This is a genomic window from Frisingicoccus sp. (assembly GCF_048388605.1).
Classification (GTDB): domain Bacteria; phylum Bacillota; class Clostridia; order Lachnospirales; family Lachnospiraceae; genus Frisingicoccus.
In genome coordinates, this window is sequence record NZ_DBGCTU010000027.1 from 65,677 (window position 1) to 89,707 (window position 24,031).

The 24,031-nt window shown below is 43.7% G+C and carries 21 protein-coding genes; 20 read left to right on the top strand and 1 reads right to left on the bottom strand.

Annotated elements, in window-relative coordinates; all coding sequences use genetic code 11:
- Nucleotides 1-11: 11 nt before the first annotated feature.
- The 18 genes from grpE to ACMN7X_RS06325 all read left to right on the top strand — a co-directional run bounded on the left by grpE (nucleotide 12) and on the right by ACMN7X_RS06325 (nucleotide 20,869).
- On the top strand, nucleotides 12-530 hold the full coding sequence (gene grpE / locus ACMN7X_RS06240; protein ID WP_418746621.1) for a nucleotide exchange factor GrpE: 519 nt from the start codon (nucleotides 12-14) through the stop codon (nucleotides 528-530).
- Nucleotides 531-548: 18 nt separating this feature from the next.
- A complete protein-coding gene (locus tag ACMN7X_RS06245) occupies nucleotides 549-2,096 on the top strand; it encodes an Hsp70 family protein (protein ID WP_418746622.1) in 1,548 nt (515 codons plus the stop codon).
- Between the two features lie 36 nt (nucleotides 2,097-2,132).
- Entirely contained in the window at nucleotides 2,133-3,767 is a 1,635-nt protein-coding gene (locus tag ACMN7X_RS06250; protein WP_418746623.1) for a transglutaminase domain-containing protein, read from the top strand.
- A gap of 188 nt (nucleotides 3,768-3,955) precedes the next feature.
- Nucleotides 3,956-4,414, top strand: coding sequence for a hypothetical protein (locus ACMN7X_RS06255; RefSeq protein ID WP_418746624.1), 459 nt, complete (start codon nucleotides 3,956-3,958; stop codon nucleotides 4,412-4,414).
- Nucleotides 4,415-5,683, top strand: coding sequence for a hypothetical protein (locus tag ACMN7X_RS06260; protein ID WP_418746625.1), 1,269 nt, complete (start codon nucleotides 4,415-4,417; stop codon nucleotides 5,681-5,683).
- A complete protein-coding gene (locus ACMN7X_RS06265; RefSeq protein WP_418746626.1) occupies nucleotides 5,670-7,040 on the top strand; it encodes a penicillin-binding transpeptidase domain-containing protein in 1,371 nt (456 codons plus the stop codon). Before ACMN7X_RS06260 ends, ACMN7X_RS06265 begins: the two co-directional genes overlap by 14 nt.
- A gap of 1 nt (nucleotide 7,041) precedes the next feature.
- Complete coding sequence (locus ACMN7X_RS06270; protein ID WP_418746627.1) at nucleotides 7,042-8,370, top strand: hypothetical protein; 1,329 nt, start codon at nucleotides 7,042-7,044, stop codon at nucleotides 8,368-8,370.
- A gap of 14 nt (nucleotides 8,371-8,384) precedes the next feature.
- Nucleotides 8,385-9,572, top strand: a complete 1,188-nt coding sequence (locus ACMN7X_RS06275) for a hypothetical protein (RefSeq protein WP_418746628.1) — start codon at nucleotides 8,385-8,387, stop codon at nucleotides 9,570-9,572.
- Nucleotides 9,573-9,693: 121 nt separating this feature from the next.
- Nucleotides 9,694-11,229, top strand: coding sequence for an Hsp70 family protein (locus ACMN7X_RS06280; protein WP_418746629.1), 1,536 nt, complete (start codon nucleotides 9,694-9,696; stop codon nucleotides 11,227-11,229).
- A gap of 10 nt (nucleotides 11,230-11,239) precedes the next feature.
- A complete protein-coding gene (locus ACMN7X_RS06285; RefSeq protein WP_418746630.1) occupies nucleotides 11,240-11,983 on the top strand; it encodes a transglutaminase domain-containing protein in 744 nt (247 codons plus the stop codon).
- A gap of 30 nt (nucleotides 11,984-12,013) precedes the next feature.
- Nucleotides 12,014-15,271 (top strand): helicase-related protein, encoded by a 3,258-nt coding sequence (locus ACMN7X_RS06290; RefSeq protein WP_418746631.1) that lies wholly within the window; start codon nucleotides 12,014-12,016, stop codon nucleotides 15,269-15,271.
- Complete coding sequence (locus tag ACMN7X_RS06295; protein WP_418746632.1) at nucleotides 15,268-16,422, top strand: ATP-binding protein; 1,155 nt, start codon at nucleotides 15,268-15,270, stop codon at nucleotides 16,420-16,422. Before ACMN7X_RS06290 ends, ACMN7X_RS06295 begins: the two co-directional genes overlap by 4 nt.
- A gap of 3 nt (nucleotides 16,423-16,425) precedes the next feature.
- A complete protein-coding gene (locus ACMN7X_RS06300) occupies nucleotides 16,426-17,694 on the top strand; it encodes a DUF2201 family putative metallopeptidase (RefSeq protein ID WP_418746633.1) in 1,269 nt (422 codons plus the stop codon).
- Nucleotides 17,648-18,631 carry a metalloprotease gene (locus tag ACMN7X_RS06305; protein WP_418746634.1) on the top strand — a complete coding sequence of 328 codons (984 nt, stop codon included), beginning with the start codon at nucleotides 17,648-17,650 and terminating at the stop codon, nucleotides 18,629-18,631. The genes ACMN7X_RS06300 and ACMN7X_RS06305 overlap by 47 nt, the downstream gene beginning before the upstream one ends.
- A gap of 20 nt (nucleotides 18,632-18,651) precedes the next feature.
- Nucleotides 18,652-19,062, top strand: coding sequence for a hypothetical protein (locus ACMN7X_RS06310; RefSeq protein WP_418746635.1), 411 nt, complete (start codon nucleotides 18,652-18,654; stop codon nucleotides 19,060-19,062).
- 53 nt (nucleotides 19,063-19,115) lie between these two features.
- Complete coding sequence (locus ACMN7X_RS06315; RefSeq protein WP_418746636.1) at nucleotides 19,116-19,703, top strand: metallophosphoesterase family protein; 588 nt, start codon at nucleotides 19,116-19,118, stop codon at nucleotides 19,701-19,703.
- 79 nt (nucleotides 19,704-19,782) lie between these two features.
- A complete protein-coding gene (locus tag ACMN7X_RS06320) occupies nucleotides 19,783-20,151 on the top strand; it encodes a hypothetical protein (protein ID WP_418746637.1) in 369 nt (122 codons plus the stop codon).
- 4 nt (nucleotides 20,152-20,155) lie between these two features.
- Entirely contained in the window at nucleotides 20,156-20,869 is a 714-nt protein-coding gene (locus tag ACMN7X_RS06325; RefSeq protein WP_418746638.1) for a metallophosphoesterase, read from the top strand.
- A gap of 110 nt (nucleotides 20,870-20,979) precedes the next feature.
- Here the strand turns inward: ACMN7X_RS06325 and ACMN7X_RS06330 are convergent, their stop codons facing one another.
- Nucleotides 20,980-22,608 (bottom strand): hypothetical protein, encoded by a 1,629-nt coding sequence (locus ACMN7X_RS06330; RefSeq protein WP_418746639.1) that lies wholly within the window; start codon nucleotides 22,606-22,608, stop codon nucleotides 20,980-20,982.
- A 245-nt stretch (nucleotides 22,609-22,853) separates the two neighbouring features.
- Between ACMN7X_RS06330 and ACMN7X_RS06335 the strand changes: the two genes are divergently transcribed.
- Both ACMN7X_RS06335 and ACMN7X_RS06340 read left to right on the top strand, forming a co-directional pair.
- Nucleotides 22,854-23,537 (top strand): hypothetical protein, encoded by a 684-nt coding sequence (locus ACMN7X_RS06335; RefSeq protein ID WP_418746640.1) that lies wholly within the window; start codon nucleotides 22,854-22,856, stop codon nucleotides 23,535-23,537.
- A gap of 78 nt (nucleotides 23,538-23,615) precedes the next feature.
- Nucleotides 23,616-23,759 (top strand): hypothetical protein, encoded by a 144-nt coding sequence (locus tag ACMN7X_RS06340; protein ID WP_418746641.1) that lies wholly within the window; start codon nucleotides 23,616-23,618, stop codon nucleotides 23,757-23,759.
- Nucleotides 23,760-24,031 lie beyond the last annotated feature (272 nt).

Below are 24,031 nucleotides of genomic sequence, written 5' to 3' on the forward strand. Positions count from 1 at the left end.
AGGAAAATAGGATGCCAAATCATAGAATCAGTAAAAAACAGATGCAGAAAAATTATATAAGACAGTTTAATGAAATGAAGTGCTGTATAAAACATCAGGAAGAAATGATGAACGGACTTTTTGAGCAGATGGACCGGCAGAAGGAAATTCTTAATCTTTATTATAAGGAATATCAGGAGATGAAACGCCGTCAGGAGAAACAGTATCTGATGACATATATTCGGATGCGGGAATCCATGCTGAGGGATATGGAAGTTTACGAGCAGCGGCAGCAGACCCATACACAGGGGTATCGACTGCTGTCCATGTATGTCAATGAATATACAGATATGTTGGAAGAACGGGGAGTAGAGATTGTAGAATGTCAGGTTGAAGAGGTCTTTAATCCTGAGATTCAGAAGCCCATTGAACGTATTCGCGTTGACAGGGAAGAATATGATAATATGGTCTGCAAGGTGTACAGCTCCGGCTATCGCTGGCATGGATTTGTTCTGAAGAAAATTGATGTTGCCGTTGGTATTTATAAATAAACCTGGAAGGTGGTATGTATGACAAGATTCGAAAGTAAAATCGTGGGAATAGATCTCGGAACGACAAATACAGTTATCAGCTATTATGATGAGATTGGAAAACGCGGCGAATGCTGCGTCAATCAGGAAGGTACAAATCTGCTTCCCTCCGCAGTTTATTTTGAAGACAGTGAGACTTACACGGTGGGTTCCATAGCGCGGGACGGGGCACTGTTGTACCCTGATAATACGGCCATGTTTTTTAAGCGGAAAATGGGGGTCAGCAAGGAGGCGATCACTGTTGACGGAAAAACCTTTTCGCCGGAGCAGTTATCTGCTTTGGTTATTAAAGAAGCCGTTGAAAGCGCCTATGAAGAACTGGAAGAAGAAATAACCGATGCCGTTATTACAGTCCCGGCTTATTTTAATTCCGATGCCAGACAGGCGACGATCGAGGCGGGAAGAATGGCGGGTTTAAAGGTGCGGGCTATTTTGGATGAGCCGGTGGCCGCCGTATATCATTGCGATCTGATGAATAATTTAGAGGATAAAATGTTATTGGTTGTCGATCTCGGCGGGGGGACGTTTGACATTGTGGCTGTCGCAATATCTGAGACAGAGATTAATGAGATTGCCATCAATGGGGATATTCATCTCGGCGGTTCAGATTGGGACCTGGCATTTGTAAATTATATAAAAGAGACTTATCTTAAAGGAAAAACGCTTCAGTTGGATGATGAGGAAGCTCTTTTGCTGGGCGCTGAGCGTGCAAAGAAAGCATTTTCCAAAAAAGAAAAAACCAAAATTAATATTTCAACAAAACAGGGGCGTGTCCCGCTAGAGTTGACGAGGGATGAATTTGATCGGTGTACGGCTCATTTGCTTGAGCGGGTGCGCGCCGTTATTCAGGAACTGATGCTGGATTTGTTTGATAAGGGTATCAGCGAGTTTGATAAGATCATTATGGTCGGCGGAGCCACAAGGATGACTCAGATTGAGCAGTTGCTACGAAGGCTGTTCCCGGACACGGAAATCGTTGCGAAGGATCAGGATGAGGCGGTTGCAAAAGGGGCGGCCGTATATGCAAAGATGTTATCCGGCACCTCGAAAGAAAAAATGTTATCCATAAAGCAATCTTTCAGGCCAAAGCATTTGAACAGAGTCAGTACACGCAGCTATGGGCTGGCTGCCCTGATGGGAGAGAACGGTGAGCGGAAAATCTGCAATATGATCTTCCGGTCGGAAGAACTTCCGGTATCGAAAAAGAAATATTTCTTTACAAGCTGTGAGAACCAGAAGCAGGTGAATCTAAGGGTGTATGAGACGACTTCAAAAGAGAGATATGTGGATATTCATCCGGATGCGCTGCTGGGGAACTGTGTATTGGAAATTTCGGATGATCTGCCGAAGGGAGCTGATATTGAGGTTACATTCATATTAAATGAAGATGGTATATTGTCACTGGAAGGAAGAGAGCCAAAGAGCGGAAAAACAGTAAAAATCACCATGGAATCAAAGGCATTGCTGGAATCGGATGAGGTTATGATGCAAAAAGGCGATATTGATAAGTTGAAGAAAGTGTATTAGGCAGGCAGAGGATTGAAAATGCGGGAGGTGTAAAACATGATGGGAGATTATTCAAACCTCGTTGTAAAGTGCGAATTATTATCCGGGACGGAGCAGCTGGCGGGTTTTCATGAACAATGGGGCAGACCGATGATGATTGCCGGAAATACAAAGGTCGGAGATATCCTGAATGGCGAAAGAGCGGCGGCGCTTCTGGTTCCGGCCGGCGCCTTGAGCAAAGAAAAAAAGGATATGAGGCAGCGGGCGGAGAAGTATGGCTGCCGGATCATCGATGAAATATGCGCGCCTCTTGGTATTGCGGAATTTTATATCGGTCAGAGAGTCATTACACCCGGCGACAGGGATTTTATCATCATTGACATGTGGAAGACGTTTACCGATGTATGTCTCATGAGAAATGAGTTGGGTATCTGCTGTATCAAGGATGTCCAAAGAATGGATTTTGGATTTCTGAAGCTTGAGGATGCCGTGGGAGATTTCTTTTCCGCCCAATTAGATAAAATGAAAAAAGGTTTGTCAGCGGATCCCCGTAATCAGAAAATGCTGCGCTTGCAGGTCAGAGAATTGACCCGAAGGATGTTGTTTGGCCGGACACCGAAAGAAATCATTTCCTTTTCGCTTTCGAATCGAAAGAAAGTCTGCCAGCTTCGGATTCAGCGCCGGGAATTTGATAAAATCGTGCTGGACGTTTTATTGCCGATTCTTTCAGTTATGAAACGTATTTGCGCGATTCATCAAATACATAAAGGAAAACTCCTGTTATCCGGAGAAATGTTTGAGTATGCGGGCGCTGTGACAGCGGTGAAATCCCGAATGTCTGAGTTGAAGAGTTTTGCCTATAAAGCGGAAGAGACGGTTCTTTTAGGAGCCAGCGGGTACAGCCGGAAAAAGCATGGTCGGGGAAAAAGCTATAGGATCGATGCTCAGGATATTTTGTACGGTCAGCCGCTGAAATGGGGAAGTTTTGCACATCTGAATGGAAGCCAGCAAAAAATTTATCCCAAAGTGCTGGAAAGCATTTTGAGCAGGAAGGCCGAAGTCTCTTTTGAAGGTTTCTGGAAGGATGTTCTGCCGGTCTATAACGCACTCAGGGAAGATTTCCCGGAAGCAGATACCCTCTGGGATTACGAGAAATGTCATTTATCCGGGTATGAGAATGTGGGAAGCGTTCAACTGACACTGCCTTATAAGGCGGGCGGGCGTGAGACGTTAAAAAAAATCAACATTGCCGTGGAGACAATAATTGACAGATGTATAAAACAAAAAGGGATGACAGACGCACAGCTTCTGGAAGAAATTTATCATTATATATCGAATCATTATCATTATACAAAGGAGCATCTGCCGGACGGCGAATATCCGCCTTATGCCTACACATTGGAGACTTTGCTGAGGCATGGGGTCTGCCATGGGTATGCAATTTCGATGGTGTATATCTTCCGGCATCTTCAGATCCCGGTGTATTATATCAGTGGTGATGCGGATAGCAGCGGTTTTGGAGGACACGCGTGGAACATCGTGCAGATGATCGATGGTTCCTGGCGTCATTTTGATATGACATGGGATCTTGGGAAGAGCGGAGGGAATATGACATATCTGCTTTTGGATGATTTGGGGATGAAAGCCAGAAAACACTTTTGGCAGCCGTTGAAATATCCGGTTTGCGCCTGATTTTCAAAATTTCATTTCTGCAACGGTTATTGCAATAATGTTCATTTTTTAATAATTTGATTCATTTGAAGATTTCATATAGGGTTTACAATGAAGGCATATCGGGGAGATATGCCTTTTTTCGTACAGGCATGCGTCGGACAAGAATACCCGGCTGAGGACTTATATTAGAGAAAGGGGATGGGCGGATGAATGTCGTTGTGTTTCAGGTGTGTACAGTGTGCCTGTTGTTTTTTTTAACACTGCTCGAACTTGTTGAAATGCTGTTGAAGCAGAGAAGGATGGATGGCGGGAAGGCGGCGCTTTGGCTGGTCAGAGCAAGGAGAATCGGCGCGGCAAAGAAAAATTTCCGCACAAGTCTGCTGACTTTCGGCGGCCGGGCTCAGGAAGCCGAATTGGGCGAGGACAGATATCTGGCCGGAAACCGGATGACGGATGATTTATATCTCGATGTAAGCGGCAAGAGGGTGCGTTTATATATCAATGTCCAGTCAGACCGTTTGTTTTTGACGGTCATTCAGGGAGCGGTTCATATTGAATATCATACTTATGAAGCGGATCAGGGAAAAAGGATTGAAATACCGGACAGAACAAAAGTGATCGTGTCTGATCTGGAATTGGAATTTATAAGAAAGAAGGTGGCGTAATTGCTTTGGATGATTTATATACTGTTCAGCGGTTTTCTGTATGTTTGGACGCTGAAGTCTATTCATTATGACAGCGCTGTGCCGCGAACAGGATATTTTCTGGGGATGATTTTACTTGCTGCTTTTATGACGGTCATTTTTATAACAGACAAAAGGAAACGGATCAAAAAAGGTATTTTCATTGCGGCTGTCTTTATGAATTTTGGCTTGTCCATCGGCTATCGATGTTGGGAGGGAGAGACCGATCCGGAGACGGCGCCGGGGATTTTTGACGGATACACCGGAGATCTGCTGCTCATGATCGCAGTATTTCTCATTGTATTTTTGATTGTTCGATATACGAGAATCTATAAATTTCGGGTATGCAATCTGCTGCTTTTGATTGTTTTGCCGGTGGTCGTATATGGGGCGCGTATTTCAGGGCAAAAGGTTAATGGCTCTTATTTATATTTTGCGGGAATGATGATTTTTGGACTGGTACTTATGGGATTCCCTTTTGCGGCGGCCTACATTGTCTCCCGCAGAGAAGATCGATATATGGGGAATAAGCCGAGTGTTCGGAAGCTGCCCTGGAATCTGATGGGATTACTGTTATATACCTTTGTTCTCTATGGCGGCTGTGTTGTCTGCAACGAATTTGGACTGCTTCTGATCCTGGGGCTGACAACGACAGTGTTGTTTATGATCCGCTGCAAAAACGGTGTGACAAAACTATTATATACGGCGGCCTGTGCCGGAGGCGCCCTCATTGCGGGATTTAAGATCAGTCATTTGTCGGAGCGCATACAGATCTGGATGGATCCGGTTCAGGCTTATCAGGATGCTGAGCTGGCAGAGAAAGCTGAATCCGTATTATATCTGTTCCGACATATTTACCAAATGGGATGGTGGGGAAAGGGTATTGGCAGTCTCCCTCGGAGTTTGTATCCCACGCTGAATACGGATCATGCCCTCTTAACGCTTTTGAATGATTATTCTGCATTGATTTTAATCGCAGTGTTAGTACTTGGTATTCTGTTTGTTCGATGGCTTTTGATTCAGCCGGACGGTTTATGTGTTTACGATCAATATCTCAATCTGACCTGCGGCCTGATCGTTGGGTTTATGATCCTGGTGGATGCGGCGTCCTGCTTCGGTTCCTTTATCACGGCGGGAATCGGTTTTCCATGGATTTCGGAGGGAAGTTCGGTCAATATCATGCTGACGGTGCTGATGGCAGTTCATTGCGGACTATTGGGAAAGAAGGTGAAGGTGGATGATCAAGCTTAGAAAAAAAAATTATGCGGCCAATTTATATCGTATCTTTCTTATATGTATGGCAGGAATTTTTTTGCTGTTTGCGTGCCGTGTACATTCCCGCAGTGAAGTTACGCCGGTGTCTGTCGGGCAGACAATCCTTATGTCGGAAGAATATACGCCGGGTACGGTTTTTGACAGAAATGGAGAAGTGATCGCGGCCGGCGACAGCGGTGAATTGTGTTGGAGCACGGAGGAAACCCGGGATGCTTTTTTACAGGTGTTGGGGCCGGATATCCACTCAACGCTTTTATCGGGGACAACCATACTCGGAAATTGCGCTTGGGTTTTCGGAACAGAGGATAACCGTTGGAGCATCTATTCTCTTCTTCATCCCGCGGCCGGAAAAATCGGCGGGAGCGTCAAACTGACATTGGACAGGCGTCTGCAGGAATACGCTGCGCAGCTGGTTCGCCAAAACGGGCATGAGGAAGCATATATTATTGTTTCTGATTATAAGACCGGAGAAATACTTGCCGCCTATGGCGATGTATTTGGTGAATCGATGCATCCGGGAAGTACGATGAAACCCATATTGGCGGCGACGGCTTTATCATTAAATCCGGAACTGGAGGATTATGTATATGACTGTGTGCCTGAAAATCACATTTTTCAGATAGAAAACGGAGCGGTGGAGATTAACTGTGCTGAAAATGTGTTTCATGGGGAATTATCCATGGAGAATGCTATTGCTTACAGCTGCAACGGATATTTTATCAGTCTGATGCAGAAGGCGGATCACGCAAAAATGCTGGAGGCATTAAAAAAGTGGGGATTTGATACAAGCATTTCGTATGAACAGTTTATGTATTGGGATCACAGTTTTATAAAGAACAGCCGCAGTGAAACAGATTATCTGATGGCGGCGATCGGTCAGGCCAATGCCTATATGACGCCGGCAGGACTTCATTTTTGCACAAATGTTCTTTTAAATCATGGGAAGCTGGCGGAACCGGTTTTGTATAGCGGGAAACAGAGCTCTCCCGGAAGTCCCTGGAAAACAATCGAGGCCGGGGAAGCAAAGGAGGTTTGCGGATCTGAGGCGGCAGATAAAGTGGCAGGCATGATGGAACTTGTTACCGAAATCGGTACGGGAACATCCTTTTATCTTCCCGGCTTTGCCGCCAAAACGGGAACGGCTCAGAAAGAGGATGAGGACGGAAATCTGACCGGCCTGTGCACGGTATGGACGACGGGCGGGTTGACCGATGAGAATACTCCTTATGCCGTGACCGTATGCCTGGATGACGTGGATGAGTATGTGGGGAGCGCAGCGGCCGGAAAAATGGCGCAGAGTATTTTAATCTATATGACAGAAGGAGGAGAATAAGATGGCGGGAAACAGATGGACAGATTTATTGGGTGAAAAAATCCTTGAAAAAGAAGGAAAACGGAGATGTTATATTCCTTACACAGACAACAGCGGAAATAAACTGGCGGAGGATGAGATCATTTTCACCAATGAGGAAAGCTTTCAGGGCAAGCAGACGCTGGAAGTGTGGGGTAGTCCTAAAATGGAAGTGAAGACGTATACCGTGCGTTCTCCCGGTGTTGAAATGATTTATGACGATGCGGGCAATTTTCCGGTCGCCCTTAAAACTCCGGAGGGGGATTTGATGTATTTAAAGGTATCCGCAAAAACCGGGGAGGTGCTTCCGATCCATGCGGGGTGCTGTCAGTCGATTGACGGAATTTATACCGGGGCGCCCCGGGCCGGTAAGACAACGAATATACTGCAAATGAGCGACCCGGCGTTTCACGACACGATTGTAAAAAACACGAATTGTTCCATCGAAGATGATCTTCCGACATCTTCGCCTGCCCGGAAAAGGTATGAGGAAGCCGGAAGACAATTGAAAGAACACAGGCTTCCCGAATCCACGAAGCGCGGTGAGAATATTACGCCCTATGTTTATTATATTACCTATACCGAGGAAGAACGGATAAAGCATATGCTGCTCCGGCTGCAGGATATTGACGGACAGGAATGTATTGATTTGACATGGAAGAGTAAGATTTTTCCATATAATTACTTTTTGCTGACAATCGGCGCGGATGAACTGATCGCCGGCGAGCAGGGGCTGCCGGTTCAATACACGAAGGTGGTGGATAAGCTGATTTCGAGGCTGAGAGTGCTCAGGGGGAATAATGACTACGAAATGCTTGTGATCATTACGAAGTGCGACTTGCTTGATCATGAGAATCCGTATTTAAAGAATGGTTTTCAAAATTCCATTGAGATGGTCAATGGCCGTATGAAGCAGACGCTTCATGATAAAGGGTTTGATCTTGCGGCATTTCAGCAGAGAGGTAAATGTGTGCGGGCCTATCTGCAGGAGGAATGTCCGAACCTTTATAATAAGCTGCTCCATGCCGTACCGGAACAGAACCTTGCGTTTTCTATGATCGCCAGTATCGGCGCCAAGTGCGATGAAAATTCCTTTGTAGATTATGAACCATTTTGCATTGACGAGCCTTTGATTTCTATTCTGGCCAGAAACGGGATGTATCCGATCTGCAATTACGGTGAGAGACTGCACGAGGAGGAGATAAAGCATTTTTCCATAGGAAGAGGAATCCGAAACAGGCTGAAAAGTATGCTTGAAATATCAGAGGATGATGAGGACGATGAATTTGATGAATTTTACGGAGATGAGTAAAGGGGAGGTAAGATGTGATGTGGTTTGAAAACAGATTTGTAGCGACGCGGGATCCATCCAGAGGCGGCTTGTGCATTACAGCTGCTACAGAGGGTTTCAGTGAACAGCTTAAGACGGAAATTTATGAGGAGTGTCTGGAAATGGCGGCGAAAGATTATGAACATAGCTGCTGGGGAATTTATCCGCTTTTAAATGGCCGGTATGCCATCATGATGGCAAAAAAGGTATCCGGAAGTTCCAGAGAGTCCCGTCCCCATGAGATTATTCGGGGCGCCATTGCGGACGGGGATGAGATGGCGGAATTTTGTGAGAGATATATTGCGGAAGGAAATGGGGAAGCCGTTTTTTTCCCGGAAGCCCCGGATCCGGATCAGCCCGAGGATTGGCATATGCGGCCGGACAGCGTAAAAAAATGTACGGGAAAAATGAAAAATTTTTTAGACCATCTGGATTATCAAAGTACATTGGGATTTGCCCGTGTTTTGCAGGATATCAAGCGAAAAAAAGAACGAATACAGCTTATTGTCGGAGACGGTTCTGAGGGGATGGCGATGGCCGTGTGCTGCTGTATGGCCGTACAGGCCGGCGTTCGGCTTTTTATCATGGCTAACGGCGAATGTACCCTTACGCCGCCGGACATTGTCATCTCAGACCGGCTGTTTTATCTGGATGAGCGGGATTATAAAAAAGCCACTATGGAACAGCTGATCCATATGGGAAATGGAATGGAAAGAGAAAATGTCGAATCGGCGGAGGGACAGGAAGAGGATGCGGCGGAAGAGCTTTTACATTTTTGTTTGGATTATCTCACCTCGGGAAATATTCAGGAGGATGAATTGTATGAGGCCATGGAAGCACTCAGGTATCGGGACCGCAGCGCATTTTTCCGGTTTCGAAGAAAGATGAAAGGAAAATTATTTCATTTTAGAAATGTGAGTTATTGCAAGGAACGTTATATGACACTTTTGTATGCATTATTTAAGAAGCCGGTACATGAAGAGATGAATGATTCACTGGAGTTTTGTCCGGCGCCCTATGATTTTCACGGTATGTATCTGTTCCTGAAGAAGAAGGCAGGAAGCAAAAGAGAATTTCGCAGACTTCTGGCGGCAATGCTTGAGGTACAGTTTGCCGGAGAAATGGATGCCGTGTGGAATAAGGCGGCTCATGATGCGAGTATGGACATTCTTGATATAAATTAATTTTTAGAAATCTGAATTTCATGCAGTACATAAAGTTTAGAAAGTGGAACGGCATTCGGTCTGGAATCTGGTATGCTGGACTTATCAAAAGAAAACAAACATAGATACAGGAGGTAGAACAATGGAAAAAGTAGTAGGTATCGATCTTGGAACAACAAATTGCGCGATTGCAGCGGAAGACTCTTTTACTGGTAAGGGTGAATGTATTCCGAATAAAGAAGGAAGTAATCTGACAGCTTCAGCCGTATGCTTTCAGAACAGAGGGGAACTTATAATTGGCAACACAGCCTATGAATGTAAGATCATTTATCCGGAGACGACGGTAACTCTTGTAAAACGGCTGATCGGCGTTGAGAAGATAGCCATCACGGTGGATGGCAAAGCCTATTCTCCACAGCAGATTGATGCGTTGATTTTAAAGAGTTTGAAGGAAGATGCGGAAACAGAACTCGGACAGACAATTCATAAAGCTGTTATTACCGTACCGGCCTATTTTGACAGTAATCGCCGTCAGGCGACGATGGAGGCCGGAATGGAAGCCGGATTCGAAGTGCTTGATCTTCTGGATGAACCGGTTGCAGCCCTGTACAATGCGGATACAATCCGGAGTTATGCCGGAAAAACGGTTTTAATCTATGATTTGGGCGGCGGTACGTTGGATATTGTCTGTGCAAAAATAACAGAGACAAGTATTGACGAAATCGTTATTTCAGGGGACAACCATCTTGGCGGTTCCGACTGGGATAAAGCATTTATTTCTCATATTAAGAGTACAAAACTCAAGGGCGTTAGTCTGGATGCTTCTGCCGAGCAGGAACTTGCCAATAAAGCTGAGATGGCAAAAAAGGAATTGTCAAAGAAGAATGAAACCGTTTTTACTGTGATGACATCCTCTGGAAGAAAAGAGATCTGCGTCACCAGAGAGGAATTTGAACATTGTACGGAAGCTCTTCTGAACAGAGCTATGAATGTGCTGAAAGAAACGAAGGAAACTCTGGAGGAGAAAGGTGTGTTTAAGTTGGATCAGATTATTTTGTGCGGAGGTTCGACGCGCATGCCTCAGATTGAACAGGGAATTGCTTCAATCTATCCGGGTGTTGATATATTTGCGAAGGACAGGGATCAGGCTGTGGCAAAGGGTGCGGCGATTTATGCAGAGGCGCTGATGAAAGAAAAGCAGCCGTCCGTCAGCCGCAGCGAAAAGATGAAACCGGTGAAGAAGCTGAATCGAGTGACCAGCAGAAGCTATGGTATCGCAGCATTTACCGGTGAGGATGAGAAAAAAGTCTGCAACATGCTGTTCCAGAATGAGGAACTCCCGACAGAAAAAGAAGACGTATTTTACACGAGATATGATCATCAGACCCAGGCGGCGCTGGAGGTTTTTGAAAGCATAGATGCTCAGAAGTATAAAGAGATCGGCGAGGCTTCCCTGCTGGGAAAATGTTGTCTTCATATCAATGGCAATCTTCCGAAACATTCGCCGATCATTGTGAACCTCCGCTTGGAAGAGAACGGAGTCCTTCATGTTCACGGGTATGAGAAATCCGGCAAGACAGAGGTAACAGCCCATATGCAGACAAAGGCATTACTTTCCGGGGATGATCTTATTGTCGAAAAGCAGCAGGTAGATGATATTTATTTGAAGGTAGTTTAGGAGGGATCATATGGGACTGGCAGCACAGTATAAGTTGGGATTTTATTATAAACAGTTAAATATTGACCAGCAATTTGATTATAGAAAAATAGCCCGCGCTATTTCACATTATGACAGCGAGGTGGGTGTTACTCAGGATGATGCCGGAACGCTTCATCAGACATTGATGGCATTGAAGTATGATAATCCTGAATTCTGTTATTGGTCCCTGGACGGTTCCGAAGTTGAGGACGGGGTGCTTAAACTTTGCTATCTGACAGAGACTGAGGATGAAGCCGCTGAGTTGATTCAGATGCTGCGTGATCAGAGAAGAAATATTCTGAATGAACTGAGTAGCCATATGGACATGGTGACGCAGCGGCGGATATTGCGACTGCTCTTTGATTATCTTGCGGATCATATCACCTATGCCGAAGATGAACTGCAAAAGCCGGTATGTTCACCGTGGATCTATAATGTGAACGGCGTCCTACTGAAAGAAAAGGGCGTATGTCTCGGGATTGCCATGACTGTCAATTATTTCTGTCAGGCGCTGCATATTCCGTCTATACTGATCACCGGCGAGGCAAAAGTGATGGGATGGACCGGAAACCATGGATGGAACATGATAAAGCTGGATGAAGAATATTATCATCTGGATGCAACCAGCGCTTTGGGATTAGGTCAGAGTGAAAGAGACAGCTACTATCTGGTAAAGGATGGGGATCTGTCTGACAGAAGCTGGCCGAAGGCGCTTTATCCCAAGGCTGTATAGAGAAAATGTTTTTGGACGGAGGGCAGAGGGATGGCAGACGGCAAAATTTATGAAAATGAAGAAGAAATCGGGCTGATTTATGCGGGTGAGGAGAGCGGGGGATTGCCGGAACTGCCGGAAGAGAAAAGAGTAAGCCTTGAAGACGGATTTTGGCTTACCAGAAATCGATACGGTTATCTGAATCTGGATTACTGGGCTTCCATTACCGGCTATACGGTGGATCAGCTGCTCACTCTGGCAAAAGGAAAGCTGATATGGCGTGATCCGGCCAGATACGAACTGTCCGGCGGAGATAAATATGCCGGATGGCTTCCTAAAGAACAGTTTCTGATGGGAAATCGCATCAAAAAGCTTAAGGATGCGGAAAGATTAAACCGCGCGGCAGGCGATTTTGAAGAAGAAATCCGACTTCTTAAGGAAAACCTGCCGGAGGAGGTCAGCGGGGCGGATATTCACGTGAATTTGGGTTCTACATGGGTCCTTTCCATTGATGGATTCATAGCCGGGTTCATTGGGGAGCTGCTGGAAATGCGAATCCCGCCGGAGGTCAGCTATGATGGTTACAGAGGAAGATGGCATATTGAATGTAAATCATTGCCGACCTATGTACTCAATAATTTCACCTATGGAACGACAGATATGTCCGCGGTTTTGATCATTGAGCATAAAATGAACGCCATACCTCTGAAGGCCTTTACTCAAATCTGGCGGTGGGAGAAAAATGCCAGCGATTCAGTCCTTAACCCGGCAGGAACGCTGGCGCTGCAGGAGAAGGGCAGGCTGATTGATGAACGGTTTCAGGCATATTGCCATGGAGACCGGAGAAATGAAGAACTTCTTCAGGAAGCCTTTATGAATCAATATGGCTACGGACTCTGTACATTCGACGGTTCACATTTTACCTTTAGAGACGTATCCGAAAAAATCAGCATGTTCAAAAATCAGAAAGATGCGGTGGCCCATGCGCTGGCTTCTCCCAACATTCTTTTTGCCGACAAGGTCGGTTCCGGCAAAACTATTGAGTTTGGCTGCAGTGTCCATGAACTTTTAAATATGGGGCTGGCTAGGAAGGCGCTGATCGTGGTGCCGAATGCCACATTGGATGCGGTATATAGAGTTTATACGGATGTGTTCCCGATGGATAGTGTGCTGCTGGTCAGACCGCAAAAAGAATTTTCTGCAGCCAGACGCAAGGATACGCTCGAAAAGATGAAAACTGCCGATTATCAGGTGATTTTCATGGCCTATTCTTCATTCGATATGATTCGGATGACGAAGAAATATGCATTTGCAAAAAAGGACCGGGAACTGCGTCAATGCAGAATACAAATGGAAAATGCGTCCACCTATCAGCAGAAGCGCAAGCTGGAGACGATGTACAACCGTATGCAGAAGCGGATAAAAAAGTACAAGGAGTCTTTTATAGATTCGGAGACTGCATGCTTCGATACGCTTGGATTTGATATGCTTGTGGTGGATGAGGCTCATAATTACAAGAATATTTCTCTTGAGTACAGCGGAGATAATATTGTCGGTCTGCACGCGCTGGGCAGCAAAAAGGCTGACAATATGCTGGAGAAGGTTGAACATATCCAGAAGCAGAGGGGAAGAGTCATTTTTGCCACCGGCACTCCGATCACCAATTCATTGGCGGATCTGTATGTTCTCCAGCGGTATCTTCAGCCGGACGAATTGAAGATTTGCAATATTTATCATTTTAAGGATTGGATCAATACCTTTTGTGAGGAAGAGACGGCCTTTGAGATTGATGTGGATAGTAAGAATTGGCGTTTTGCTACCAGATTTTCCCGTTTTCATAATCTGACAGAGCTCATGTGTATGTTCAGCGAGGTGTGTCATTTTTATCAGGGAAGCGCAGAAGAACCGGGACTGCCGATATTCAACGGCTATACAAACGTGATGGTAAAGCGGTCAGAGGAGCAGAAAGCCTATATTGACGCGCTGGCGGAGAGAACGGAGAGTATACGCAATCACGAAGTAGACCGGACAGAGGATAATTATTTAAAGGTTACGGTGAATGGGCGGCAGGCAGCAATGGATATCCGCCTTGTATGTCCGGATGCAGATGTCGGAAAGGTGGAGACAAAAATCAGGGTATGCGCGTGTAATATGACCCGTATGTATTTTGAATTTCCGGATAAGACACAGATTGCCTTTTCGGATATGTCAACGCCGAAGGCGGGCTTTAATATTTATGATGAATTAAAGCGGGAACTTGTGAAACGGGGAGTCAGGGCAGAGCATATTATGTTTATTCACGATGCGGACTCCGAAAAGAAAAGGGCAAAGGCAGAAAAAGATTTTAATGAAGGTAAGATTCGCATACTGATCGGGAGCACGCAGAAATTGGGAACCGGCGTTAATGTGCAGGAACGGCTGATCGCGGTGCATCATGTGGATGTACCCTGGAAACCGGCCGACATGATTCAGAGGGAGGGCCGCCTGCTCCGCCGGGGCAATACATGCGAAGAAGTGTTTGTGTTTCGATATATTACGGAAGGTTCCTTTGACGCATATACCTATCAGATACTTGAGAATAAACAGAAGTTTATCGCTCAGTTTCTGTCCGGTTCGCTGACGGCGGTTCATCGGGATGAAAGCGACTGTGCCGATACGGTTCTGACTTATGCGGAAGTCAAGGCGCTGGCGATTGGAAATCCGCTGCTCAAAAAACGGGTGGAGCTTTCCAACGAGCTGGAGCATGCCCGGATCAATCAAAGACAAAAGAAGAAGGAACTGATAAACCTCGAGGAGCTGCTCGTCCGTATTCCGGAACAGCTGGAGCAAAGACGGAGGTTCATTGCGGATATTCAATCGGATATCTTCTATTATAAAGAGCATAAAGAGCCGGTGAATCGTGAAGAACGATTGAGCTTTGGAGAGGAACTTCTTCTTGCTTTAAAGGGAAATGTCATGCAGGAAAAAGAGCGGTATTTTGCGGAGTATCAGGGTTTTGCTGTGATGCTTCCGAAATATATGGAGATAGATAAGCCTTATGTCCGGCTGAAGCGTAAAGGAGGCAACCGGTATCAGGTAAATATGAATACAGACAAGCTGTTGGGTGTTTGCCAGAGACTGGATTATCTGCTTGAACATCTGCCGCAGCGTCTGAATCGGCATAATGAAAAGCTGAATGAATTGATGAAACAGCAGAATCAGGCAAGATCAGACATTGCCTTTGGCAATATGTACGATGAGAAAGTGAAGCGCCTTGCGGAACAACTGAAAGAAATCGATGAAAAATTAAAGGAGGGAAAAGCGGAATGAGTGAAAATAATATTCCTGAGGTCACTGTCAGTGGATTGGTGCAGGAGCTTGGAGATTTGTATACGAAGGCAATACAGGGAGGGTGGCCTCTTACGATGCTTCCCACACCCTTTGTCTGGGGACCTCCCGGCGTGGGAAAATCTGACGGGGCAAAGCAGCTTAAAGTGTATATTGAAAAGCATACGTCAAAAAAAGTGGTGGTAACGGATGTGCGCCTGCTTCTTTTCTCACCTATTGATCTTCGGGGAATTCCTGTGGCCAATCAGGAAAAGACCTTCGCTGAGTGGCTGAAACCGAAAATTTTTGATATGGATTCCTCGGAGGATGTCATTAATATTTTATTCCTTGATGAACTTACGGCGGCGCCTCCGGCCGTTCAGGCGGCAGCCTATCAATTGACGCTGGACCGCAGAATTGGAGAACATGAGCTGCCTGACAATTGCCTGGTGATCGGCGCCGGAAACCGTACAACTGATCATTCCGTTGCCTATCGTATGCCCAATGCTCTGGCGAATCGTATGCAGCATTACGAGGTGTGTCCGGATTTTGACAGCTGGAGTAAGTGGGCGATGCAGAATGAGGTACATCCGCTTGTTTTGGGTTTTCTGGCATTTGACAACAGTAAATTTTATGACAGCAAGGCAGATGCGGACAGATTGGCCTATGCAACACCGAGAAGCTGGATGTTTGTCAGCAATATCCTTAATATCCTCGGGGCGAAGCAGGACATTTCTCAGCTGTACACTAAAATCAGCAGCTGCGTCGGAGCGGATGCGGCGCTGGCCTTTATTACCTGGTGCAGGAATCATGAGGAACTTCCGGATGTTCGGGATATCTTCAGCGGGAGACGGACGAAATTCCCTATGACCATGGATGCGCTTTATGCGCTGATCATGTCCATGGCGGCTTATGCGGAGAACCGTGAGAAGATTAAGGGTAATGAGTTGACGGTTACGGAATTGGAAAACGCGGTCATCTATGCCTCGCGATTCCCGGCCGATTATCGGGCCTGCCTCTATCAGAGCCTTTGCCGGATGAGTTCTGTTTTTGATAAGTTGATGCAGGTGCCCGGGTTCAGACAGTGGTTAAAAGAGTATGATCTTATGGATCAGTTTATGCTTATGCATAATGCCCATATTGTTGAGGTGTAAGATATGACAAAACAAGAGATAAGTAATATATTGACAGTGGTAAGAGCAAAACTGCTTCTGCGCGAGCCCTTTTATGGCCGTCTTTTGATGAACCTGAAATTTGGCATTGCCTCCTGCGGAACTGCCTGTACGGATATGCGGCGGATATTGTGGGATCCGGAATTTATTTCAGGATTGAATGAAGAAGAGATTGAGTTTATTATGGAACATGAAGTGATGCATTGTGCTCTTCAGCATCCGCTCAGGGGAAGAGGGCTGAATAAGCGTTTATACAATATTGCCGCGGATATTGTTGTGAATGGGAATATTTTTTATTCCAGAGGGATAGACAATTTTAAGATTGCCGGGAAAGAAGTGATGCATTTGGCGCCGGATATGAGCCCGGGATATTTACATTCGACAGAGCAGATCTATGCCATGCTTTTTGAAAAATATAAAGAAGCGTCTGACGGGGAGCAGTTTTGCCGTGAACTGGAGGCAGAAGGAGGCATTGTGGACGATCACGCTGTCTGGAAAAAGATTTCTATGGGGGCGTATCTTTCCGATGAATGGAAGGGCCATATCAAAGAGACGGCCGGGAAGGTGGCCGGCCTTTATGTCATACCGCCGGCTGCCAGGCACTTTCTGAAAGAAATAGAATATAAGGAGAAAGTCAACTGGAAGCAGCTTCTTTTTGAGTTTATTCAGAGCTGCAGCGACCGCTATGATTATACATACACTCCATTCGACAGAAGATTTTCCGATTCCGATTTTATCATGCCTGTTTTCTGGGAAATTGAAGGAGAAAAATTGGATAATCTCTGGTTTCTGGCGGACACCAGCGGAAGCATCAGCAATGAAATGCTGACCGCCGTTTTTATGGAGATACGGAGCTGTCTTGAACAACTTCCGTTTCTAAGGGGGAAATTAAGCTTTTTTGATACAACAGTCACTGCCCCGGTGGAATTTCATGAAGTTCAGGATTTGAAAAAAATGAAACCGACAGGGGGCGGCGGCACAAGCTTTCATTGCATTTTTAAGTATATGAAGGAGCATATGGCGGAAATGCTTCCGACGGCCGTCATTATCCTTACGGATGGCTATGCTCTTTATCCGGATGAAGCAGATGCTATGGGCGTGCCTGTTTTCTGGATGTTGATTGGCAGAGGCACGGATGCACCCTGGGGAAAAACGGTTCATATTGAAAAAATAAATCATAAACGTACAAATATAATGAGGCGATTGAATGGATTACTCAAGAAAAAACCATTATTTAAAATTCAAATCCATTGATGACGACTGGGTATACATTGAAGACTTTTTGACAGGTGAGACCTGGGAAGTCCGCAGGGAAATTGCGGATTTTCTTAGGGCTCTCAACGGCAAAACTGATCCATATAAGATCAATGAGGAATTCAGCCAGGAATTTGTGGATGAACTGCTGGATGATTTCGATGAAGAGGGATGGCTGTATTCCGGTCAAAGGCTGATGTCCGGCGGCATCGGAACCGCATTATTTACATTGTGGATTCCGGATGTTAAAATATGGCATCGAATTGTTGCGAAAATCTGGAATTCATTGTTGATACTTTTGTGTTTGCCGGTATTCATCATTGGCGTAAGTATACTTGTGCGGGGTAATTTTCCGCATGTTGATCATGACACCAATTTGGGGTTGTGCTACTTGGTGGGCCTTGTTCCGGGATTAATGCTCCATGAGCTGAGCCATGCCGCGGCCTGCCTGTCGGATGTCCGAGGTAATGTATTTGAGTTTGGCATTATGATCCGTTATTTTCTTCCGGGAGCCTATGTTGTTCTTGACAGTGAAAAAATCCGGAATCGATTCAAAAAAGCTCAGATTTTTGCCGCAGGAATAGAGATGAATCTTTTGCTGGCCGGAATTTTTTTGATTCTTCTGAAATTTGGCTGGCTTGATTGTACACTTCTTATATATGCCGCATTACTGAATGGAATCCTGGCTGCATTTAATTTGGCGCTGATCGGTCCATTGGATGGAATGAAGATATTTTCCGAATTGCTTGGTGTGGAGAATATTGTCGATAAAGCTAAAAAGCTCATATTTGATAATGAGGCAAAGAAAATACTCAGAAAGCGGGGGATTAACGGACGGGCAGCGATTGCATCCTGCTATATTATTGTAGGTTTTCAGCTGCTGCTTCCTCTGGTTTTAATATTGAATGTCATTTCTATTATGGGATTATTTAATTAGAAACGGGAAGGTGATTCAACATGAGGAAAAAGGCAGGAAAAAAAGACAGTTCGGGGGCTCTGGCCTTTGCCCCCGTCGGTTTATCATTATTGGCTGCCCATGTCCAATCTCTGTGGTTGGCTGCGGCAACAGGTTTTTTAATTTTTATTTTTGTGGCTGTTGTACCTTACTGCAGAAAAAGGGAAAGTCTTTGGGTCTTTCTTCTGATTGGGGCGGCTTCAATACCAATTAACCTGTTTATTCTGGGAAAATATGATTTGTGGATATATTTGACGGCCTCCGGAGAAAAACATGGCATTGTATATTACATGTCATTAATTGAGTATACCCTTCTGCTCTCAAGTATTGAAGAAATCATAGGAGGACTTATTGCCAGACTTATATGGAAACGACAGTACAAGCTGGTAATTCCGGTTGAGGAAGATATCTGATATGCAGGAATTACCGGCAAAAATGCAGTGAATTATGAAGGGAGAGAAATCTGGTGGGAAATAAGTATATCAGCGATCTCCATTTGGGGCATGCCAATATTATCCCGATGGGCAGACCGCAATTTGAAACGATTGAAAAAATGAATGAGTATCTGATCAGCCAGTGGAATGACCATGTGGATGTGAATGACGAAGTATGGATCTGCGGGGATTTTTCCTATAGATCAGGACTGGATGTCGGTCATTATCTGAAGCAGATGAAAGGAAAAAAGCATCTGATTATTGGAAATCATGATATCAAATGGATGAAAAACTGCAGATTGTCCGAGTATTTTGAGAGTGTCAGCCATATGGAAGTCATTAAGGATGGGAAAAAGACAATTACCCTTTGCCATTATCCGCTGATGGAATGGTCGGGCAGCAGATATGCAAAATATTCTTTGGATGGAATATCCTGGCTGATTCATGGCCATCTTCATAATTCAAGAACTTCCAATGCCTATTATTATATCAGGGATTATCTTCCGTGCGCATTGAATTGCGGGGTGGATGTTAATGATTTTCATCCCGTTGATTTTGACGAGTTATTAGAAAATAACGACAGATTTTATGGGCGTTCGGGCAGTTATAGATTGAAGTGATGGCTTTGCCGGAAGATTTGATGTATAATTATTTATATGAAATTATCGGCAAATTAAATTTGTAAAAAAGGAGAAACAAATGGAAGAGAAGAAAAATAAATCCAGTGACGTGTATACCAGTGTTGATGATGTATATACAATTATCGATGATAAGGAATCGGTTGAAAAGATTCTTATGATGACCGGGGAACAACAGCTTTTTCAGGTTATCACGGAGGATGGCATAGAACGGACGGCTTCGCTGATGTCGGTTGTGGAGATTCAGGGAAAAGAGTATGCAATTTATACGATTCCATCCGATGGACATCCGGGAAAGGTGGACGTACTGGCGTCCTATGTGGTAAAAGATGAAAACGGGTATGATTTGTTGAAAGATATTGATAATTTTTCGGACAAGGCAAAAGTTTATAATTATGTCCGCAGTCTGTTGATGGAAGCGAAAGGTTGATGCTATGAAAGTGCTGGTGATACCGGATGTTCATTTAAAACCTTTTATGTTTCAGCAGGCCGCTGCGCTTATGCGGCAAAATATTGCTGAGCGTGCGGTGTGTCTGATGGATATTCCGGATGATTGGGAAAAACAATATGATGTGGGGCTTTATGAGGAGACCTATGATGAGGCCATTCGATTTGCGAAAACATTTCCGAGGACAATGTGGTGTTATGGCAATCATGATCTGAGCTATCTGTGGCATCAGCTTGAGAGCGGATACAGCAGTATGGCATCTTATACAGTTCAGCGAAAACTGTTGGATTTACGAGCAGCGGTCCCGGAGAATCATCCGATCCAATATGTCCAGAGAATTGACAATGTGCTCTTTTCCCATGGAGGGGTGCTGAACTATTTTGTGGAAGAATATGTTCCGAAAGAAAAATATGATGATGTAGATGCGGTTGTAGAGGAGATTAACAAGTTGGGACGGCTTGAAATGTGGAATGATATTTCGCCAATCTGGCTCAGACCTCAGAATTCCAAAATGAAAATGTATAAACCTCGCAAGCTGCTGCAGGTCGTAGGCCATACTCCGATGAATGAAATCACAAAAGAGGGAAATGTCATATCCTGTGATGTGTTTTCAACTTATAGGGATGGCAGGCCGATTGGAACAGAAGAGTTCCTTTTATTGGATACTCAGACATGGGAGTATTGTGGGATCAAGCTGTAGACGGTCGGGCGCCAAATATATCTCGATATTCTTCTATAAACCGATATGCAGCTAATCGAAAGGATGAAACAACGGAGAGCATGTGTTATTTATATAAGCAAACCGTTGTTTCATTTAGATTTAAATGGGTAGAACATATCTTTATATTTAAGGTACTGGTTTACCAAATCTTTAAATTCGTCATAATGAATCATCTCGGTTGTAGACAGATATGCAAAATCTTTCTTGTATGATGATAAAAGAGTTTTGACTGATGTCTCATATAGCTGAGCAGTGCCGTTATTTTGTTCATATGCAGCAATTGGAGATAATTGAAGCTGCATATTAGCTTTTTCTTTTGCACCGAGTGAAAGAAAATAGTTATAGAGTACTGATCGGATAGCAATCGAATATGCATATTTTTTCTGATAATAATAACGTGTTGCTAAAGAGTGATAAAAGCTTGCCAGGAAGTCAATTGCATCTTCATACTCTGGTGATTCGGGCCCATACATCGCTTTATTGATGTATATTAACAGTTTTCTGATATATCTTGATCTTTCGTGAAAGTCCGTACAGATATGTATATGTTCATTAAGCTCATGGGCGGTTCCCAGGTTATGCTTGATATATTGCAGGTGAGTTGCAGCTATATTTGAATAAATGAGACTTAGTACATATAACTGTTTCACATCTTCAGGTCTAAAATTCCCATTTCTCTTAAGACGGCGCTCATATGTTTCAAGAAATCCTTCATCTTCAAATACCTTATTAATCGTATGCAGATTTTTGTGATTAAGCAGATTAGTTAAGGCTTGAATGCACATCTCATATTTATCAGCCTGGCTGATTGGCTTAATCGAGTCTGTCTTTCGAGTTAGATTATTGTTCGGGGTTAGTTTGATAACACCTTGCGTTGATTCTGCGGTGGTATCAATAGCAATAGCATATATGCAGCCTTGAATTTTACGAATATCATCTAATTCGATATTATAGTAGTTATCAGCGTAAATCTGATTGAAAAATGCAAGTAATTCAAGATTTATTTTAAAGGAATCCTTATGGTGAGTTTTGTCCAATATGTCAGATATTGTATATAAGGTATTAAAAAAAATGACTTTATCATCTCTGGAAAGAGTGTAAAATAAGTCATTTTCCAGAACATTTTTAAAGAAGTAGATGTATTCTGCTTCAATACTGAGATAACTGGAATGGGGATCATTTGTTTTCAGTAAATCCAAAATGTCATGTACACGATTTTTATAAAAGTCTAAACTTACCGGCAAATGAAACTCAGTATATTTACTGATTATATTCTTAATAGTCTCCTGAGGTATAGAGTATACCCCTTGATAAATTTGTTTGTCAGAGGTTGAAGTGTATTGACCATAGTAATAAGTCCATATATCTATAAGGAGATTTTTATATAGTTCAAGAGTGTTCTTATCACATTTGTTTAAGATATCTGCTTGCCCTATGTCGGTTAAATAGCCTTCAGAAAATAAACGTTCAATTAATTGGGTAGTCTTTTCAATGCATTCCTCATGAGGCAACTCGAAAAAGTCATTTATTGCGCCTATGTAGATACTTACATCGTTCAGCTTTTTTCCGGCTTGTATTGCTCTTAAATCTCTTCCGAGTTGATAAGTTGGAAAGAGTTTGGGTGAAGCACCAAATCTCTCTTCATTTTTATTCTTTTTTATTCCAAAGGTCTGATTAAAGATTATCAGAACCAGATTGTAAAATCGTTCGTAAGCCATTAGGAAACCTCCTTTAACAGGTGCCTTAATAATTATATCAAATATTCAAACATATATAAATAATTGATTTTAGTGAATATAAAATTAATTTTGGACTTATTTGGACAGGTATTTAAGACGGAAGATTTGAAGCAGAAGTAATAAAATGATAATCTTATAGTATAGTAATACTTCATATAGGATGTGGAAGGATATACTTCATTATATACTATTATATTTACATGTAGATAGGCGGGGATTAAACTATGGATAATAAAAAACCGACAGGTTGTCTGGCACCAATATTGTTGTATATTGCTATTTTTTTAGTTGGCTTCTTTATTTATGAACTAAGGAGTGCACAGGCGATGGCTTCTGAAAATGTGGTCCAGGGTCTAAACAATGCCCATCAAACCTTTGGCTGGTTCTTTTGGGGCGGAATTCCTGTTTCCATTATTTTTTACAAAGTCAGGCTTAATGCGTGGTCGCAACAATATATGGAAAACATAGCCGCTAAAACAGATTGGAACAGCTGTAACCGGCGCATTGCAGAAATAGTAGCCAATATAGAAAAAGTATCTTGTGTTATGGTTCATGATGCAGACCATCATCAGACATTCGCTGATGTTTCTGGTGACCTGAGATGGGCAAGCACTTCTTACGGTTTGAGGCTTGAGACTGGCATTTCAGTGGAAGACCGTTTTGCACAATTATACGGTATTGATTACACCGATAAATACGGCGGCAGTTTATTCTTGAATTATCCGTATCCTAGTTATCAATCCGATACGCTTAAAATATTAGACTCTAATTCCGGGATGACATTGTATAAAAGCGGATACGGAATATGGTACTTTTATTTGGGTATTTCTCAAGAAATAAATTTAAATATTATTAAAAGCCACCTTGACAAATCTAATCCATACATAAACAAAATACTTCCAAAGTAAAAACAGGATTACAATTAAAAGTGTGCCTGTTCATGGCTGATATGAGCTTTACTAAAAGAATTATAAGGAGGAAATATTATGTCATTACTGAGAAAAATATTGTATAAAATCGTTTCCGTTCCATGTCCGAGGTGCGGTGGCTACGGAAAACTTGATGACGGTACTTTCTGTTTCTACTGCAACGGTAAAGGTTACAGAGAAATCGAAGTGGACGATGATTAGTTCTTAACATTATAATATGAAAGGGGAATTGAGAATGGACAGATGCAGCGATTGTGAACACTGTCAAGGCAGCTACTGCGATGTTTGGGAACAACATGTTGATTCCGACAAACGGGCTTGCCCTGAGTTTGAGGAACGATAAAAAGCATATCAAAAAAGGGGCTGTCGGTTAATAGACAGTTCTAAACAGGGAGGTATGTGCCTCGTCCGAGTCACATACCTCCCTGAAATTTTTCTATAAAAAGAGAAAAAGATGGCTAACGACAACCATC